Source organism: Methylobacterium sp. C1, assembly GCF_001854385.1.
Classification (GTDB): Bacteria; Pseudomonadota; Alphaproteobacteria; order Rhizobiales; family Beijerinckiaceae; genus Methylobacterium; species Methylobacterium radiotolerans.
On the sequence record NZ_CP017640.1, the window covers coordinates 3,255,842 to 3,272,072 of the forward strand.

Genomic DNA, 16,231 nt, shown 5'->3' on the forward strand with positions numbered 1-16,231 from the left:
AGGCCGGAAACGTGCGCGACCTATCTCTGCGCAGACCGTTCAGAACTCGCCCGCGAGACCGGCGCGAACGCCGACAGCGTTGTCGCCGCCGTAGGCCACGCCCGCGGTCACGGCGATCGGGACGCAGCAGGTCGGCAACCGGTGCGCCACCGCGAGGCCACCGGCCCATTCGCCCCGGTAGGTCGCGCCGTTGGTGGCCCATGTCGTCTTGCCGGGCGCCGACGGCATGGGTGCGGTCGCCATCGCGATCGCCATGGCGACGCCCTGCCGGGCCTCCTTGCGGGTCTGGATCGCGTAGCGCTGGACCGAGTCGGTCTTGGCTTCCAGGTTGTTGACCTGCGCCTGCACCGAGTCGATCCGGTTGCCGAGGCCGGCGATCGTCGAGGGTCCGTAGGCCGAGGCCGCGAGGTTGCCGTTCGCGTCCGTGGTCACGAAGGCCGTCGCTCCGCTCTGCGCAGCGGCGCTCGCCTGCGAGGCAATGCCGGCCAGCCTGTAGGTGTTGGCGGAATTGCCGATCGCCACTTGATTGGCCTGGGTCGTCTTCACGTTGGCGCCGATGGCGATCGTGTTGGCCTGATTGGCGGCCGCCCCGTTGCCGAGCGCCACGCTGTTGTTGCCGGCCGCCGAGGCGGCCGCACCGACGGCGGTCGAGCCGGTTCCGGTCGCGCCGGCGACGAAGCCCAGGGCGGTGCTCCCGGCCCCGGACGCCGCGGACGCCGTGCCGATCGCCGTTCCGCCGAGCCCCTGGGCGCTCGCCGCGTAGCCGAGGGCGACGCTGCCGGTGTTGGCCGCGCTGGCGCCCGTGCCGACGGCGGTCGAGGCGGTCCCGGCCGCGCTCGAGCCGTAGCCCACGGCCAGCGCGTCGCTGCCGACGGCGATCGGCGCGGCCTGGTTGCTGGTGTTGTTGGCGGCGACGCCCGTGACGCTGGTGAGCTGCGAGAGCCTCAGCTCGTTGATGACAGTCTGACCTTGGGACTGCGTCACGTTGCCGGTGATGATGTAGATGCCCTGATTGGAGCCGCCTCCGGTTCCCCCACCACCGGTTCCGCCTCCGCCAGTCCCACCACCGCCTCCGGGAGTCGCACCACCGCCGCCGCAGGTGCCGCAGCCTCCGGTCCCGGTCCCGCCCGCGGTTCCCAGAGTGAGCCCGGTGCCGAGCAGCCCATCTCCCGGACCGGTCGTGCCGACGAGCACGCCGGTCCCGAGCACGCCCCCGCCGGTGGTCCCGACGTTGAGCCCCGTTCCGAGTACTCCGCTTCCGGGAGCGGTGGTGCCCACCGTCACGCCGGTGCCGAGAACACTGCCGCCGGTCGTGGTCCCGACATTGAGGCCAGTCCCGAGGACCCCGCTACCGGGGCTGCTCGTGCCGATGGTCAGCCCGGTGCCGAGGATGCCATTCGTGGTTGTATCGAGCGTGCCGCGGAGGAGCTGTGCCCGGGCGGGCGTCGCCAGGGCGGTGCAGAGGAGGAGGCCGGTTGCGATCGGGATCGCGCGGGCGGCGCCCGGACGGATGGCAGAGAGCATCGCAGTCCGCGGCACAGCCGGGACGACGGTCAAGGGACGCATCTGGAACTCCATTGCTGCGCGGCCGGGGGCGTTTCCGAACCGGCCCTGCCATCCGCTGGTCGGTGAGCAGGTACGAGATGCAGCTTCTGGTAGAATGATTAACGCTAACTTTCGGTTGTATTTGGATCCGTCGTTTCGCGTACAGTGACGCTGTCCGCGAGCGCCCGCGCGGGCGCCGCGGCCCGCCTCAGAAAACGCGTGTTTGCGCGGCGATATCGCGCCGCAAAGGGGCTATAGGGGCTTGGAATTCCGAGCTTTCGGCAGGGAACGGTTGCGTGATGGACGGTCGAGGTCAGACCATTTTCGTGGCGGGCCATCGGGGGATGGTGGGCTCGGCGATCGTGCGTCGCCTGCGTGAGCTCGGTCACGAGCGGATCCTCACGGCCGACCGCCGGACCCTCGACCTCCTGGATCAGGCGGCGGTCCGGCGCTTCTTCGCCGAGAACCGCATCGATCAGGTCTACCTCGCCGCCGCCCGCGTCGGCGGCATCCACGCCAACAACACCTACCCGGCCGAGTTCATCCACGAGAACCTGCTGATCCAGTCGAACCTGATCGACGCCGCGCACACGCACGATGTCGACCGGCTGCTGTTCCTCGGCTCGTCCTGCATCTACCCGAAGCTCGCCCCGCAGCCGATGCGCGAGGACGCCCTGCTGACCGGGCTGCTCGAGCCGACCAACGAGCCCTACGCGATCGCCAAGATCGCGGGGATCAAGATGTGCGAGAGCTACAACCGCCAGTACGGGCGCCGCTATCGCAGCGTCATGCCGACCAACCTCTACGGGCCGAACGACAACTTCCATCCCGAGAACGCCCACGTGCTGCCGGCGCTGATGCGCCGCTTCCACGAGGCGAAGCAGGAGGGTCTGGCGAAGGTCACGGTCTGGGGCACCGGCCGCGCCATGCGCGAGTTCCTGCACGTCGACGACATGGCGCGGGCGAGCGTCTACGTGATGGAGATGGACGACGCGGTCTACGCCGCGAACACCCGCCCCGACCTGTCGCACATCAACGTCGGGACCGGCGAGGATTGCACCATCCGTCAGCTCGCCGAGGCGCTCGCGCGGGTGATCGGCTACGCGGGCGAGCTGGCGTTCGACGCGACCAAGCCGGACGGCACGCCGCGCAAGCTGATGGACGTGTCGCGGCTGCGGGCGATGGGCTGGCGACCGGAGATCGCCCTCGAGGACGGCCTGCGCCAGACCTACGGCTGGTTCCTGGAGAACCACGCGACCCTGCGGAGCTGAGCGGGCCCTCCGCCCCGCCGCTCAATTCACCGATGATCGCACAGCCACCGGGTCCCCGCCCGGGGAGGAGACGGACCATGGCCCACCGGCCGCCCGACGACAGCGCGGACGCGCGACGGCGGAAGTTCCTGCAGAGCTTCCAGAACTTCGACGCCAACAGCCGGTTTCCCGCACCCTACGCGCATTTCGCCGGCAAGCCGCTGACGGAGGCGTCCGGTCAGGGATGGCGCTACGACGCCCTCGGGTACCGCAACGACGCGCACGCGGACGCGCGGCCGCCCTCCGAGACGCTGCGGGTCTTCGTGGTCGGCGACAGCACCCTGATCGACGGCCAGGTCTTCGCCGACACCGTGCCCGGGCGGCTGGAGACCGGGCTGAAGCAGGCGCACGGGCCGGGCGCGCGGGTGTACAATTTCGGCGCGGTCTCGGCCTGCCTGAACCAGATGATCGCCCTGATCACGACGCGGCTGATGGACCTGCACCCCGACGTCATCCTGATCGTCGGCGGCGCGACCGACATCTTCCAGCCCTGGAGCTTCGATCCGCGGGCAGGCATCCCATACAATCACTTCGCGAACGAGAGCCTGTACGATTACTTCTTCGATCCGAGGAAGTCCGCCGACGACGCGGAGGCCCTGTCGTATGACGGCCTGCAGGCGATGATCTTCAACCGCCTCGAGAACCTGCGCGCGCTGACGAACTGGCAGTCCGATATCTGGGAATGGGAGGTGGTGCGGCAGTTCGAGCTGGCGCTGAAGCGCCTCGCGCGGCTCGCGCCGGGGATCGGCGCACCCGTGCGGTTTCTCCTGCAGCCGACGGTCGTCCGCAAGGAGACGCACGCGGCCGCGGAGGCCGGCGTCGCGTCCGGCGCGTTCCTCGCCTATCTCGACCGCCAGTACGAGCGCTTCGAGAGCGTCCTCGGGCGACTGGACGCCGCCGATCGGGTCTTCGCGGCGCGGGATCTGAGCCGGCTGTTCGAGGCCGAGACCCGTCCCCTGTTCACCGACATCGTCCACGTGACCTCGGAGGGGCGCCAGATGATGGCGGACCGCCTCCAGGCGGAGGTGATCGAGACAATCGGCATGGCGACGCCTGCCTGAGCCATGGCCGGACCGATCGTCTTCGTCGGGGACTCGATCACGGAGCTCTGGGGCTTCCATCGAGCCGGCACCTTCGAGGCTTACGACCTCATCCCCCGCGGTGGCTCCGGCCAGACGGCGCGCTGGATCACCATGCGGTTCGCCCGCGACCTCGCGGAGACCGAAGCCTGGGGCGTGCATCTCCTGTGCGGTGTCAACGATATCGGCCGCAACGAGGGCGTCTTCGTCCCGGTCGAGGAGATCTGCCGGACGCTCGCCGGCATGCTCGACGAGGCCCGCGCCCTGGGCGTGAAGGCCTGGATCGGCTCGCTGACGCCGGTGGACGGGATCCCGTGGAACCCGGAGGTGCGGGACGCACCCGCCATGATCGCGGCGGTCAACGCGTGGCTCCGCGACCATGCCCACGAGCATGGCGCGACGTTCATCGACTATCACGCCGTGCTGGCGACGGAGACCGGTGGGCTCCGGCCCGACTACGGGACGGACGGGCTTCACCTGAGCCCGGCGGGCTACGCGGCGATCGAGCCGCTGATGCTCCGAGCCCTGGGGCGGATCCCGGATGCCGGGCCCGTCCTGCCCGCGAGAGAACCGCCCGCCGAGACGACAGGGTCCCTTCGCGCGCGCCTCACCGGCCTCGCGGTGGCAGCGGCGGCGCTGCTGGCCGCCATCACCGCCCTGGTTCTCGAACTCCGCTGATCAGACCCGGCGAACCGCGCCGTGCGCCGCGCTCGTCGTGAGCAGAGCGTAGGCGCGCAGCGCCGCGCTGACCTTGCGCTTGCGCGGCTTCGCCGGCTGCCAGCCCGCAGCCTCCTGGGCGCTGCGCCGCTGATCCAGTTCTGCCTGGTCGACCTCGAGCTGGATTCGCCGGTTCGGGATGTCGATGGCGATCCGGTCGCCGTCGCGCACGAGGCCGATCAGGCCGCCCTCGGCGGCCTCCGGCGAGACGTGCCCGATGGAGAGGCCCGACGACCCGCCGGAGAACCGCCCGTCGGTGACGAGGGCGCAGGCCTTCCCGAGCCCCTTCGATTTCAGGTAGCTCGTCGGGTAGAGCATCTCCTGCATGCCGGGACCGCCGCGGGGACCCTCGTAGCGGATCAGCACGACCTCGCCCGCCGTCACCTTGCCGTTGAGGATGCCGTCGACGGCCGCGTCCTGGCTCTCGAACACGCGGGCGGTGCCCGTGAAGGTCAGAATCGAGGCGTCGACGCCCGCGGTCTTCACGATACAGCCCTGCTCGGCGAGGTTGCCGTAGAGCACGGCGAGGCCGCCATCCTGCGAATAGGCGTGTGCCGCGTCGCGGATGACGCCGCCCTCGCGGTCGAGATCGAGCGCGTCGAACCGGGATTCCTGACTGAACGCCACCTGGGTCGGCACGCCGCCCGGCGCCGCTTGGTAGAAGGTCTTCACCGAGGCGGCCGGTTCGCCGCGCACGTCCCAGCGGGCGAGCGCGGCGCCGAGCGTCCCGGCCGAGACGTTGCCGACGCTGGTGTCGATCAGGCCGGCCCGGTCGAGCTCGCCCAGGATGCCCATGATCCCGCCGGCGCGATGCACGTCCTCCATGTGGACGTTGGCCACTGCCGGGGCGACCTTGCACAGCACCGGCACACGCCGCGACAGCCGGTCGATGTCCGCCATGGTGAAGGGCACCTCGCCCTCGTGGGCGGCGGCCAGCAGGTGCAGCACCGTGTTGGTCGACCCGCCCATGGCGATGTCGAGGGTCATGGCGTTCTCGAACGCCCGGAAGCTCGCGACCGCGCGCGGCAGCACGCCGGCGTCGTCCTGCTCGTAGTGGCGGCGGGCCAGATCGACGATCAGGTGGCCGGCCTCGACGAAGAGGCGCTTGCGGTCGGCGTGGGTGGCGAGCACCGAGCCGTTGCCCGGCAGCGCCAGCCCGAGGGCCTCGGTGAGGCAGTTCATCGAGTTCGCCGTGAACATGCCCGAGCAGGAGCCGCAGGTCGGGCAGGCGGAGCGCTCGATGACGGCGACGTCCTCGTCGGAGATCCGGTCGTCGGCGGCGGCGATCATCGCGTCGACGAGGTCGACCTTCTTGGCGATGCCCGGCAGCTGGACCTTGCCGGCCTCCATCGGGCCGCCGGAGACGAACACGGTCGGGATGTTGAGGCGCAAAGTCGCCATCAGCATGCCGGGGGTGATCTTGTCGCAGTTCGAGATGCACACCATCGCGTCGGCGCAGTGCGCGTTGACCATGTACTCGACGGAATCGGCGATCAATTCGCGGGACGGCAGCGAGTACAGCATCCCGTCGTGGCCCATCGCGATGCCGTCATCGACCGCGATGGTGTTGAACTCCTTGGCGACGCCGCCGGCCGCCTCGATCTCCCGCGCGACGAGCTGGCCGAGATCCTTGAGGTGGACGTGGCCCGGCACGAACTGCGTGAAGGAGTTCACCACGGCGATGATCGGCTTGCCGAAGTCCGAGTCCTTCATGCCGGTGGCGCGCCAGAGGCCGCGGGCGCCGGCCATGTTGCGGCCGTGGGTGGTGGTGCGTGAGCGATAGGCGGGCATCGAGAGCTTCGACCAGTTCAAAGGTGAGCGGCTTCTGCGCCCGCGCCCGCGCATCCGCAAGCGTCGCGGAGGGGCTGGCACCCGTGGCATGCTTCTGGCGGATGGCAGGGCGGAGGGGCGACTCGCGATGACACAGGTGGATTTCCTCCGGCGGGCCATCGCGCAGGGTCAGGGCCGCGTCGACGCCGACCTCGTCCTGAAGGGCGGCCGCTTCCTCGACCTCGTCACGGGCGACCTCGTCGCCTCCGACATCGCGATCTGCGGCGACCGGATCGTCGGGACCTTCGGGCAGTACCGCGGCGCCCGGGAGATCGACGTGTCCGGCAAGGTCGTGGTGCCGGGCTTCATCGACACCCATTTCCACGTCGAATCGTCGCTGATGCCGCCGCAGGAATATGAGCGGTGCGTCCTGCCGCACGGCGTCACCACCGGGATCTGCGACCCGCACGAGATGGCCAACGTGCTCGGCACCGACGCCTTCACGTGGTTCCTGAGATCCGCCGAGACCCTGGCGATGGACCTGCGCGTGCAGCTCTCCTCCTGCGTCCCCGCCACCGACCATCTGGAGACCTCCGGCGCCCGGATCGAGGCGCAGGATCTCGCCCCCTTCGCGGCCCATCCGAGGGTGATCGGCCTCGCCGAGTTCATGAACTTCCCGGGCGTGCTGGCGGCGGATCCGGGCGTGCTGGACAAGCTCGCCGCCTTCCAAGGGCGGCACATCGACGGGCACGCGCCGCTCCTGCGCGGCCTCGGGCTCAACGGCTACATCGCCGCCGGCATCCGCACCGAGCACGAGGCAACCTCGCCCGAGGAGGCCCGCGAGAAGCTCTCGAAGGGCATGACCGTGCTGATCCGGGAGGGCTCGGTCTGCAAGGACCTGCACGCCCTCGCGCCGATCCTGACCGAGCGGACGGCGCCGTTCCTGGCCTTCTGCACCGATGACCGGAATCCCCTCGACATCGCCGAGGAGGGCCATCTCGACTTCGTCGTCCGCACGGCCATCGCCCTCGGCGTGCCGCCGCTGGCCGCCTACCGCGCGGCGTCCTGGTCGGCGGCCCGCGCCTTCGGGCTGCACGACCGGGGCCTCGTCGCGCCCGGCCAGCGCGCCGATCTCGTGGTCCTCGACGATCTCGCCGCCTGCGCGGTGTCGCGGGTGCTCAGCGCGGGGCGCCCGGTCGACGCAGCGCTCTTCGACGCGCGCGCGCCGGTCGAGCCAATCGGTCGCCGGAGCGTGCGGGCGCGGCGCGTGACGGCGGCGGACTTTGCCGCGCCGGGCTCCGGTCCGTCGACGCCGGTGATCGGGGTGGTGCCCGGCAAGATCATCACTCTGCGCCACGACCTCACCTTGCCCTATTCCGGCGGCGAGCGCCGGATCGACCTGGGTCAGGACGTCATCAAGGTCGCCGTCGTCGAGCGCCACGGCCGCACGGCACCGGGCGGGCGCGGCATCGGCGTCGCGTTCGTCAAAGGATTCGGCCTCCGGCGCGGGGCCATCGCCTCGTCGGTCGGGCACGACAGCCACAACATCACGGTGGTCGGGGCGGACGATGCCGACATGGCCGTGGCGGTGAACCGGCTCGGAGAGATCGAGGGCGGCTTCGTGGTGGTCGAGGGCGGCCGCGTGCTGGCCGAGATCGCGCTGCCGGTGGCCGGCCTGATGAGCCTGATGCCGTTCGAAACCATCCGGCGATCCCTCGTAACCCTGCGCGACGCGGCGCGAAGCCTCGATGTCGTCCTCCCCGAGCCCTTCCTGCAGGTCGCGTTCCTGCCCCTGCCCGTCATTCCTCACCTCAAGATCACCGACCGGGGTCTCGTGGATGTCGACCGCTTCGCGCTGATCGACCCTTGAAATTAGATTGCGCGCAATCTAACTGGGCTGTGCGGAAGCGAGTCGGCACCTACATGCCGGCGGCATCCCCCAAACCGGAGAGTCCCATGCCCGTAGACGTGAAGTACCGCACCTCCGCCACTGCCACCGGCGGCCGCGACGGCGCCGCTCGGACGGCCGACGGCAGCTTCGAGGTCAAGCTCTCGACCCCGAAGGAGCTCGGCGGCGCGGGCGGTCCGGGCGCGAATCCGGAGCAGCTCTTCGCGTCCGGCTACTCGGCCTGCTTCCTGGGCGCCATGAAGGCCGTCGCGCCGTCGCTGCAGCTGAAGGTCCCGGCCGACACCAGCGTCACCGCAGAAGTCGGCATCGGCCCGCGCTCCGAGGGCGGCTTCGGCATCACCGCCGACCTGACGATCAGCCTGCCGGGCCTCGACCGCGCCGACGCGCAGAAGCTCGTCGACGCCGCTCACCTGGTCTGCCCGTACTCCAACGCGACCCGCGGCAACGTCAACGTCGGTCTGAAGCTGGCCTGAGCCCGCTCGGCGCGGGCCGCGCGTCCGCGCGGCCCGCGCCCCACTCGGCCCGTCGACGCATCCGCGGGCCGATGCGACGCCGCCGGCCACGCGCGGCGCGCCGACGGCACTGATCCCCGGCTGATCCCAGGCGCGGACCGAGCGGTCCGGCCTCTCACGCGTCGCCCCGGGCCCGCATGCAGACATGGCCCGCCGCGTCGAGCGTCACGCCCTCGAACACCGTCCCGCAGACTCGCCCGCAGACCCGGAAGATTTGGTTGGCGGTCATCGGCGACACCCCGCGATACACGAATTTCCGCGGCCCGTGTCCCAGGAGCGTCGCGGCGAGGTTCATCAGCAGCGTGGCCTGCATCGGGCCGTGAACGACGAGGTCGGCGTAGCCCTCCACCCGCGTCGCGTAGGGCTGATCGTAGTGGAAGCGGTGGCCGTTGAAAGTCATCGCCGAGTAGCGGAACAGCAGCGTCGGCGTCGCCGATACGTCCCAGATCGCCGCGTATGCTTCGGGATCGTCGCGCTCGGGCGCAGCACTTGTTCCGGTCTGCGCACCCGCCGCCTCGCGGTAGACGATGTCCTGCCGCTCGCGGATCGCGACGCCCCGTCCTGTCGCCACCGTGTGGTCGACGGTGACGAAGCACAGGCTCCCGCTCCGACCGCTCTTGAAGGCGACGTCCCGCACGGTCTCGGTGCGCGTCACCGCGTCCCCCGCGCGCAGGCCCGAGCCCGTCTCGATCTCGCCCCCCGCCCACATCCGCCGGGGCAGCGGCACGGGCGGCAGGAAGCCGCCCTTGGCGGCGTGGCCGTCCGGACCGAGGGCATCGGCCGGTGGCGTCTCGGGCGCGAGGCACCAGTGCAGCGCCGGTGGCGCGATCCCGTCGGAGACCGGCGCCAGGTGAGGCGCGAAGGTCGCGCGGAACTCCGCGAGGAGGCGCGGGGTGACGAGGTCGGACGCCTCTCGCGTCCGGCCGATCCAGGCAGTGAGATCGGTCATCTCAGTACGACCGCGGCAGGCCGAGGACGTGCTCGGACAGGTAGGCGAGGATCAGGTTCGTGGAGATCGGGGCGACCTGATAGAGGCGCGTCTCGCGGAACTTGCGCTCCACGTCGTACTCCTCGGCGAATCCGAAGCCGCCATGGGTCTGGATGCAGGCGTTGGCCGCCTCGAAGGAGGCGTCGGCGGCGAGCATCTTGGCCATGTTAGCCTCGGCCCCGGGATTGGCGCCGCCCTCGTAGAGGGTCAGCGCCTCGCGGACCATGAGTTCGGCCGCGCGCATGTTCGCGTAGGCCTTCGCGATCGGGAACTGCACACCCTGGTTGGCGCCGATCGGCCGGCCGAACACGGACCGCTCTCCGGCATAGGCGCGGGCCCTGTCGATGAACCACTTGGCGTCGCCGACGCACTCGGCGGCGATCAGGATCCGCTCGGCATTCATGCCGGACAGGATGTAGCGGAAGCCCCTGCCCTCCTCGCCGATGAGGTTCTGCGCCGGCACCCGGAGATTGTCGAAGAAGACCTCGGTGGTGGCGTGGTTCATCATGGTGCGGATCGGCCGGATCGTGAGGCCGTTGCCCTTCGCCGCGCGCATGTCGACGAGGAGCACCGACAGCCCGTCCGTGCGCTTCATGCCCTCGGCCTTCGGCGTGGTGCGGGCGAGGAGCAGCATCAGGTCCGAGTGCTCGGCGCGGCTGGTCCAGATCTTCTGGCCGTTGACGACGTAGTGGTCGCCCTCCAGGCGCGCCGTCGTCTTCAGGCTGCCGGTGTCGGTGCCGGAGGTCGGCTCGGTCACGCCGAAGGCCTGGAGCCGCAGGCGGCCCTCCGCGATGGCCGGCAGGTACTCGGCCTTCTGCGCCTCCGAGCCGTGCCGAAGCAGCGTCCCCATCGTGTACATCTGAGCGTGGCAGGCGCCGCCGTTGCAACCCGCCCGCTGCACCTCCTCGAGGATCGCGGCGGCGGCCGAGAGCGGCAGGCCGGAGCCGCCGTACGCCTCGGGGATCAGCACCGACAGGTAGCCGCTCTCGGTCAGCGCGTTCACGAACGCGGTCGGGTAGGCCATCTCACGGTCGAGGGCCCGCCAGTACGGTCCCGGGAAGCCGGCGCAGAGCTTGGCGACCGCCTCGCGGATCTCGGTATAGGATTCCATCGGGAACTCCTCAGGCCGTGCGACCGCCGTCGACCGGCAGATCGACGCCGGTGATGAACGCCGCCTCGTCGGAGGCGAGGAACAGGGCCGCCGCCGCGATGTCGCTCGCCTCCGACAGGCGCCCGAGCGGGATCGTGGCGATGAAGCGGTCGCGATTCTCGGGCGTGTCGAGGACGCCCATGAAGTGCTCGAGGAGCCCCGTGGCGCCCATGACCGGGCAGAGGGCGTTCACCCGGATCTTCCAGGGCGCCAGTTCCAGGGCGAGGGATTTCGAGGCGAGGCTCGCCGCCCCCTTGGAGGCGTTGTACCACGTCAGCCCCGGGCGCGGCCGCAGCGCCGCCGTCGAGCTGACATTCAGGATCGCGCCGCCGCCGGCGTCGCGCATCAGCGGGGCGACTTCCCGGACGTAGTGGAAGATCGACTTCACGTTGACCCGGAAGACCCGGTCGAAGTCCTCCTCGGTCACCTCCATCAGCGGCTTGTTGCGATGGGTGGTGCCGGCGTTGTTGACGAGAACGTTCGGCACGCCGAAGCGCTGCCGCGTCTCGGCGACGCTGGCGGCGACGTCGGCGGCCAAGCCGACATCGGCGGCGATCGCGATGGCATTGTCGCCGAGTGCCGCGGCGACACGCTCGGCCGCCGCGCCGTCGATGTCGACGCAGGCGACCTTGGCGCCCTCCGCGGCGAAGCGCTGGGCGATCCCGGCACCGAAGCCGCTGCCAGCCCCCGTCACGAGCGCGATCTTGCCGTCCAGTCTCATCGTCTCCTCCCGCCGTTCATGTTCTGCCGTCGTATCGCAGTCCTCAGTCGCGGCGACCGAATTCCTCCCGGATCCGCGCCCCGTGCTCGTCGATCGCCGGAACCGGGCCGAGGGCGCGGACCTCGCCGTCGATCAGCACCGGCGGCGCCACGATCCGGGCCGGCCCCGAAGGCGTCCGGACCTCCGCGCGGATCAGCGCCGGGTGCGCGGCGAGATCCGCCAGCGTGTTGACGAAGCCGTAGGCGGTGCCCGCCGCCTTCAGCCGGGCGGCGGCCGCGTCGCGGCTGAGCCGCACCAGCTCGGCGCCGACGCGCAGGTCGACCGCGGCGCGGTTGGCCACCCGGGCATTGTTGGACGCGAAGCCCTCGGCCCGGGCGAGGTCGGGCTCCCCGAGGACGCCGGCGCAGAAACTCGCCCACTCGCGCTCGTTCTGGATCGAGATCAGCACCAGGCTGCCGTCGGCCGTGGGGAAGGCGCCGTAGGGGCAGATCGAGGGATGCGCGAGGCCGACCCGCCGCGGGACCTGCCCCGTCCCCTCGAAGTAGAGCAGCGGCACGTTCATCCAGTCGGCGGCGCCGCTGAACAGGCTGACCTCCAGGGCGCAGCCCTGTCCGGTGATCCCGCGGGCGATCAGCGCCTCGAGAACGGCGGCGTGGGCGTCCATCCCGCAGGCGACGTCGCAGACGGAGACGCCGACGCGCCCGGGTCCGGCCGGATGTCCGGTGATCCCGGCGAGCCCGCTCTCGGCCTGGACCAGCAGGTCGTAGGCCTTCATGTCGCTGTAGGCGTTGCCGGTGCCGTAACCGGAGATGTCGACGGTGATCAGCCGCGGATAGCGCGCCCGCAGCTCCGCCGTGCCGAAGCCCGCCCGGGCGGCCGCGCCGGGGGCGAGATTCTGCACGAACACGTCGGCCTGCGCGAGGATCGCGTGCAGCAGGCGGGCATCGGCCGGATCCTTGATGTCGGCGACGAGGCTCTCCTTGCCGCGGTTGAGCCAGACGAAGTAGCTCGCCAGCCCGTTGACCGCCGAGTCGTAGCCGCGGGCGAAATCACCCTCCGGCCGCTCGATCTTGATGACCCGGGCCCCGGCATCGGCGAGCCGCGAGGTGCAGTAGGGCGCGGCGACCGCCTGCTCCAGGGCGAGCACGGTGAGCCCTCGCAGCGGCAGGTTCTGGCTCATCCGGATCCTTCGGCGTCGCGCGGTCTCATAGGGCCGGCAGCGAATGAACTGGAACGGCGAGCTCCCCCGCCAAGCGTGTTGCGGTGACAGGGCCGCCCGGCCGTCGGCTTCGCGGCGCCTGTCCCGCGACGCTCAGCGCCCGGAGGCGGCGGTCGGCCTCACTCCGCCGCGCGCAGCGCCGGCGGCCCACGAACCTCCTCCACCGGCTCGGGGTCCTCGAGCGCCGCGTCCACCGCCCGCGGCTTGTCGCGGAACGAGAAGCGGTGCGCCAGCCGGTCCAGGTAGATGTAGATCACCGGCGTGGTGAACAGCGTCAGCACCTGGCTGACCGCGAGGCCGCCGACCATGGCGAAGCCGAGCGGCTGCCGGATCTCCGAGCCGGTCCCGGTGGCGACCATCAGCGGGATGCCGCCGAGCAGGGCCGCCATCGTGGTCATCAGGATCGGCCGGAAGCGCAGCAGCGCCGCCTTCCGGATCGCGACCTCGGGCGAGAGACCCTCCTCGCGCTCGGCCACGATCGCGAAGTCGACTAGCATGATGCCGTTCTTCTTCACGATGCCGATCAGGAGGATGATGCCGATGAGCGCGATCAGGCTGAAATCGAACCCCGCCCACATCAGCACCGCCAGGGCGCCGACGCCGGCCGACGGCAGGGTCGAGAGGATCGTGAGCGGGTGGATGAAGCTCTCGTAGAGGATGCCGAGGATCAGGTAGACGACGAACAGGGCCGCCAGGATCAGCAGCGGCACCGTCGAGAGCGACTGCTGGAAGGCCTGGGCGGTGCCCTGGAAGCCGCTCACCACGGTCGGCGGCACCTGCAGCTCCCGCATCGCCCGGCCGATCGCCTCCGTGGCCTGCCCCAGGGCGACGTCGGGGGCGAGGTTGAAGCTGATCGTCACCGCCGGGAACTGGCCCTGGTGGTTCACCGCCAGGGGCGCCACCGGGTCCGTCGACCAGTGGGCGAAGGCCGCGAGCGGCACCTGCCCGCCGCCGATCGGCGCCTTGATGTAGATCTTGTCCAGGCTCTCGACGCTGCCCTGGAGCGCCGGCAGCACCTCCAGCACCACGTGGTAGCTGTTCAGCTGCGTGAAGTACTGCGCGATCTGGCGCTGGCCGAACGCGTCGTAGAGCGTGTCATCGATGAGCTGGGGCGTGATGCCGTAGCGCGAGGCGGCGTCGCGGTCGATCGACAGCGTCAGCGTCGTGCCCCGGGTCTGCTGGTCGGTGGCGACGTCGCGCAGCTCCGGCAGCGTCTTCATCTTGTCGAGGATGCGCGGCGCCCAGGTGTTCAGCTCGGCGAGGTCCGGGTCCTGGAGGGTGTACTCGAACTGCGTCCGCGAGGTGCGGCCGCCGGTGCGCACGTCCTGCGTCGCCTGGATGAAGGTCCGGATGCCCTCGACGCGCTCCAGCTTCGGGCGCAGACGGCCGATCACCTGGAAGGCGTTGACGTCGCGCTCCTCGCGCGGCTTGAGCGTGATGTACATGCGCCCGGAATTGAGCGCCTGGCCGTTGCCGCCGAGCGACATGCCGACCGTGGCCACCGCCGGATCGGCCTGGACGATCGCGCCGACCTTCTCCTGCAGCGCCTTCATCGCCGAGAAGGAGATGTCCTGGCCCGCCTCGGTGACGCCGATCATGAAACCGGTGTCCTGCTGCGGGAAGAAGCCCTTCGGGATCGCCACGAACAGGTAGCCGGTCAGCGCCAGGGTGGCGAAGAAGACCAGCAGCGTGACGCGGCGGAAGCGCAGGGCGACGTCGAGGGCGTCGGCGTAGACCGCGAGCAGCCAGTCGAAGGCGGCCTCGCTCATCCGGTAGAGGCGGCCGTGACGCTCGGCATCGTGGGCCTTCAGCAACCGCGAGGCCATCATCGGGGTCAGAGTCAGGGACACGAAGGCCGAGACCGCGATGGTCATCGACAGCACCACGGCGAACTCGCGGAACAGCCGGCCGATGATGCCCCCCATCAGCAGGAGCGGGATCAGCACGGCGATCAGCGACACCGAGATCGACACGATGGTGAAGCCGATCTCGCCCGCGCCCTTGAACGCGGCCTCCATGGGCCGCATCCCCTCCTCGACGTAGCGGCTGATGTTCTCCAGCACGACGATGGCGTCGTCGACCACGAAGCCCACCGAGATGGTCAGGGCCATCAGCGAGAGGTTGTCGAGGGTGTAGCCCGCCATCCACATCAGCGCGCAGGCGCCGAGCAGCGCGAGCGGCACAGTCACGCTCGGGATCACGGTCGCCCAGAAGCTGCGCAGGAAGACGAAGATCACCCCGACGACCAGCACGATGGTCAGCAGCAGGGTGAACTGCACGTCCTCGACCGAGGCGCGAATCGTCTGCGTGCGGTCGCTCAGGATGCCGACCTTGATGGCGGCCGGGAGGGTGGCGGTCAGGCGCGGCAGCTGGGCCTTGATGCTGTCCACCGTGTCGATCACGTTGGCGCCGGGCTGCTTGAACACGACCAGGAAGATGCCGCGCTTGCCGTTGGTCCAGCCGGCCTGCTTGGTGTCCTCGGGACCGGCGACGGCCCGGCCGATGTCGCGCACGCGCAGCGGCGCGCCGTCGCGATAGGCCACGATCACGTCGTTCCAGTTCTGCGCCGCGGTGAGCTGGTCGTTGGCGTAGATGGTGTAGCTGTGGCTGCCGCCGTCGATGCTGCCCTTCGGGTTGTTGACGGTGGTGAGGGTGAGCTGCGCGCGCACGTCCTCCAGCGACAGCCCCTTGGCGACGAGCTTGGCCGGGTCGATCTGGATCCGCACGGCGGGCTTCTGCTGGCCGCCGATGAAGACCTGGGCGACGCCCGAGATCTGGCTGATCCGCTGGGCGAGCTGGACGTCGACCGCGTCGTCGACGTCGATCAGCGGCATGCTGTCGGAGGTGGCCGAGAGCAGCAGGATCGGCGAATCGGCCGGGTTGACCTTGCGGTAGGTCGGCGGGGTCGGGAGGTTCTTCGGGAGCTGGCCGCTGGCGGCGTTGATCGCCGCCTGGATGTCGCTCGCCGCGCCGTCGATGTTGCGGTTGAGGTCGAACTGGACCGTGACCGTCGAGATCCCGAGGGAGCTCGTCGAGGTCATCTGCGACACGCCCGGGATCTGCGAGAACTGCCGCTCCAGGGGCTGCGCCACCGACGAGGCCATCGTCTCCGGGCTGGCCCCGGGCAGCTGCGCGGTCACCTGGATCGTCGGGAAATCCACCTGCGGCAGCGGCGCGACGCCCAGCAGCGGGTAGGCCACGATCCCGAGGAACAGGATGCCGACCATGATCAGCGTGGTCGCCACCGGGAACCGGATGAACGGCGCCGAGATGCCGCCCTTCATGGCCGCGCCCCGCGCTGGGACGCGCCC

Annotated in this window: 12 protein-coding genes; 5 read left to right on the forward strand and 7 right to left on the reverse strand. The window is 70.6% G+C overall.

Going from position 1 to position 16,231, the window contains the following annotated elements; all coding sequences use genetic code 11:
* Positions 1-39: 39 nt before the first annotated feature.
* Positions 40-1,524: a hypothetical protein gene (locus BKE41_RS15160; RefSeq protein ID WP_244633119.1), complete on the reverse strand. Its 1,485-nt coding sequence runs from the start codon at positions 1,522-1,524 to the stop codon at positions 40-42.
* A 320-nt stretch (positions 1,525-1,844) separates the two neighbouring features.
* On the opposite strand from BKE41_RS15160, the gene BKE41_RS15165 reads away from it, so the two are divergent.
* The 3 genes from BKE41_RS15165 to BKE41_RS15175 all read left to right on the forward strand — a co-directional run bounded on the left by BKE41_RS15165 (position 1,845) and on the right by BKE41_RS15175 (position 4,612).
* Entirely contained in the window at positions 1,845-2,816 is a 972-nt protein-coding gene (locus BKE41_RS15165) for a GDP-L-fucose synthase (RefSeq protein WP_041372342.1), read from the forward strand.
* Between the two features lie 77 nt (positions 2,817-2,893).
* Positions 2,894-3,916: a lipase gene (locus tag BKE41_RS15170; protein ID WP_012319799.1), complete on the forward strand. Its 1,023-nt coding sequence runs from the start codon at positions 2,894-2,896 to the stop codon at positions 3,914-3,916.
* Positions 3,917-3,919: 3 nt separating this feature from the next.
* Positions 3,920-4,612: a GDSL-type esterase/lipase family protein gene (locus BKE41_RS15175; RefSeq protein ID WP_012319800.1), complete on the forward strand. Its 693-nt coding sequence runs from the start codon at positions 3,920-3,922 to the stop codon at positions 4,610-4,612.
* On the opposite strand, the gene ilvD is transcribed toward BKE41_RS15175, so the two are convergent.
* On the reverse strand, positions 4,613-6,442 hold the full coding sequence (ilvD, locus tag BKE41_RS15180; RefSeq protein WP_012319801.1) for a dihydroxy-acid dehydratase: 1,830 nt from the start codon (positions 6,440-6,442) through the stop codon (positions 4,613-4,615).
* Between the two features lie 127 nt (positions 6,443-6,569).
* Between ilvD and ade the strand changes: the two genes are divergently transcribed.
* Positions 6,570-8,291: an adenine deaminase gene (gene ade, locus BKE41_RS15185; RefSeq protein WP_070999738.1), complete on the forward strand. Its 1,722-nt coding sequence runs from the start codon at positions 6,570-6,572 to the stop codon at positions 8,289-8,291.
* Between the two features lie 86 nt (positions 8,292-8,377).
* Positions 8,378-8,803 carry an organic hydroperoxide resistance protein gene (locus tag BKE41_RS15190; RefSeq protein WP_070999740.1) on the forward strand — a complete coding sequence of 142 codons (426 nt, stop codon included), beginning with the start codon at positions 8,378-8,380 and terminating at the stop codon, positions 8,801-8,803.
* Between the two features lie 154 nt (positions 8,804-8,957).
* On the opposite strand, the gene BKE41_RS15195 is transcribed toward BKE41_RS15190, so the two are convergent.
* The 5 genes from BKE41_RS15195 to BKE41_RS15215 all read right to left on the reverse strand — a co-directional run bounded on the left by BKE41_RS15195 (position 8,958) and on the right by BKE41_RS15215 (position 16,204).
* Positions 8,958-9,791, reverse strand: a complete 834-nt coding sequence (locus tag BKE41_RS15195; protein ID WP_070999742.1) for a MaoC family dehydratase N-terminal domain-containing protein — start codon at positions 9,789-9,791, stop codon at positions 8,958-8,960.
* A 1-nt stretch (position 9,792) separates the two neighbouring features.
* Positions 9,793-10,941, reverse strand: a complete 1,149-nt coding sequence (locus BKE41_RS15200; protein ID WP_012319805.1) for an acyl-CoA dehydrogenase family protein — start codon at positions 10,939-10,941, stop codon at positions 9,793-9,795.
* Between the two features lie 10 nt (positions 10,942-10,951).
* Positions 10,952-11,701: an SDR family oxidoreductase gene (locus BKE41_RS15205; RefSeq protein ID WP_070999745.1), complete on the reverse strand. Its 750-nt coding sequence runs from the start codon at positions 11,699-11,701 to the stop codon at positions 10,952-10,954.
* A 43-nt stretch (positions 11,702-11,744) separates the two neighbouring features.
* Positions 11,745-12,881: a CaiB/BaiF CoA-transferase family protein gene (locus BKE41_RS15210; protein ID WP_070999747.1), complete on the reverse strand. Its 1,137-nt coding sequence runs from the start codon at positions 12,879-12,881 to the stop codon at positions 11,745-11,747.
* Positions 12,882-13,039: 158 nt separating this feature from the next.
* Positions 13,040-16,204, reverse strand: coding sequence for an efflux RND transporter permease subunit (locus tag BKE41_RS15215; RefSeq protein ID WP_070999749.1), 3,165 nt, complete (start codon positions 16,202-16,204; stop codon positions 13,040-13,042).
* Positions 16,205-16,231: the final 27 nt, after the last annotated feature.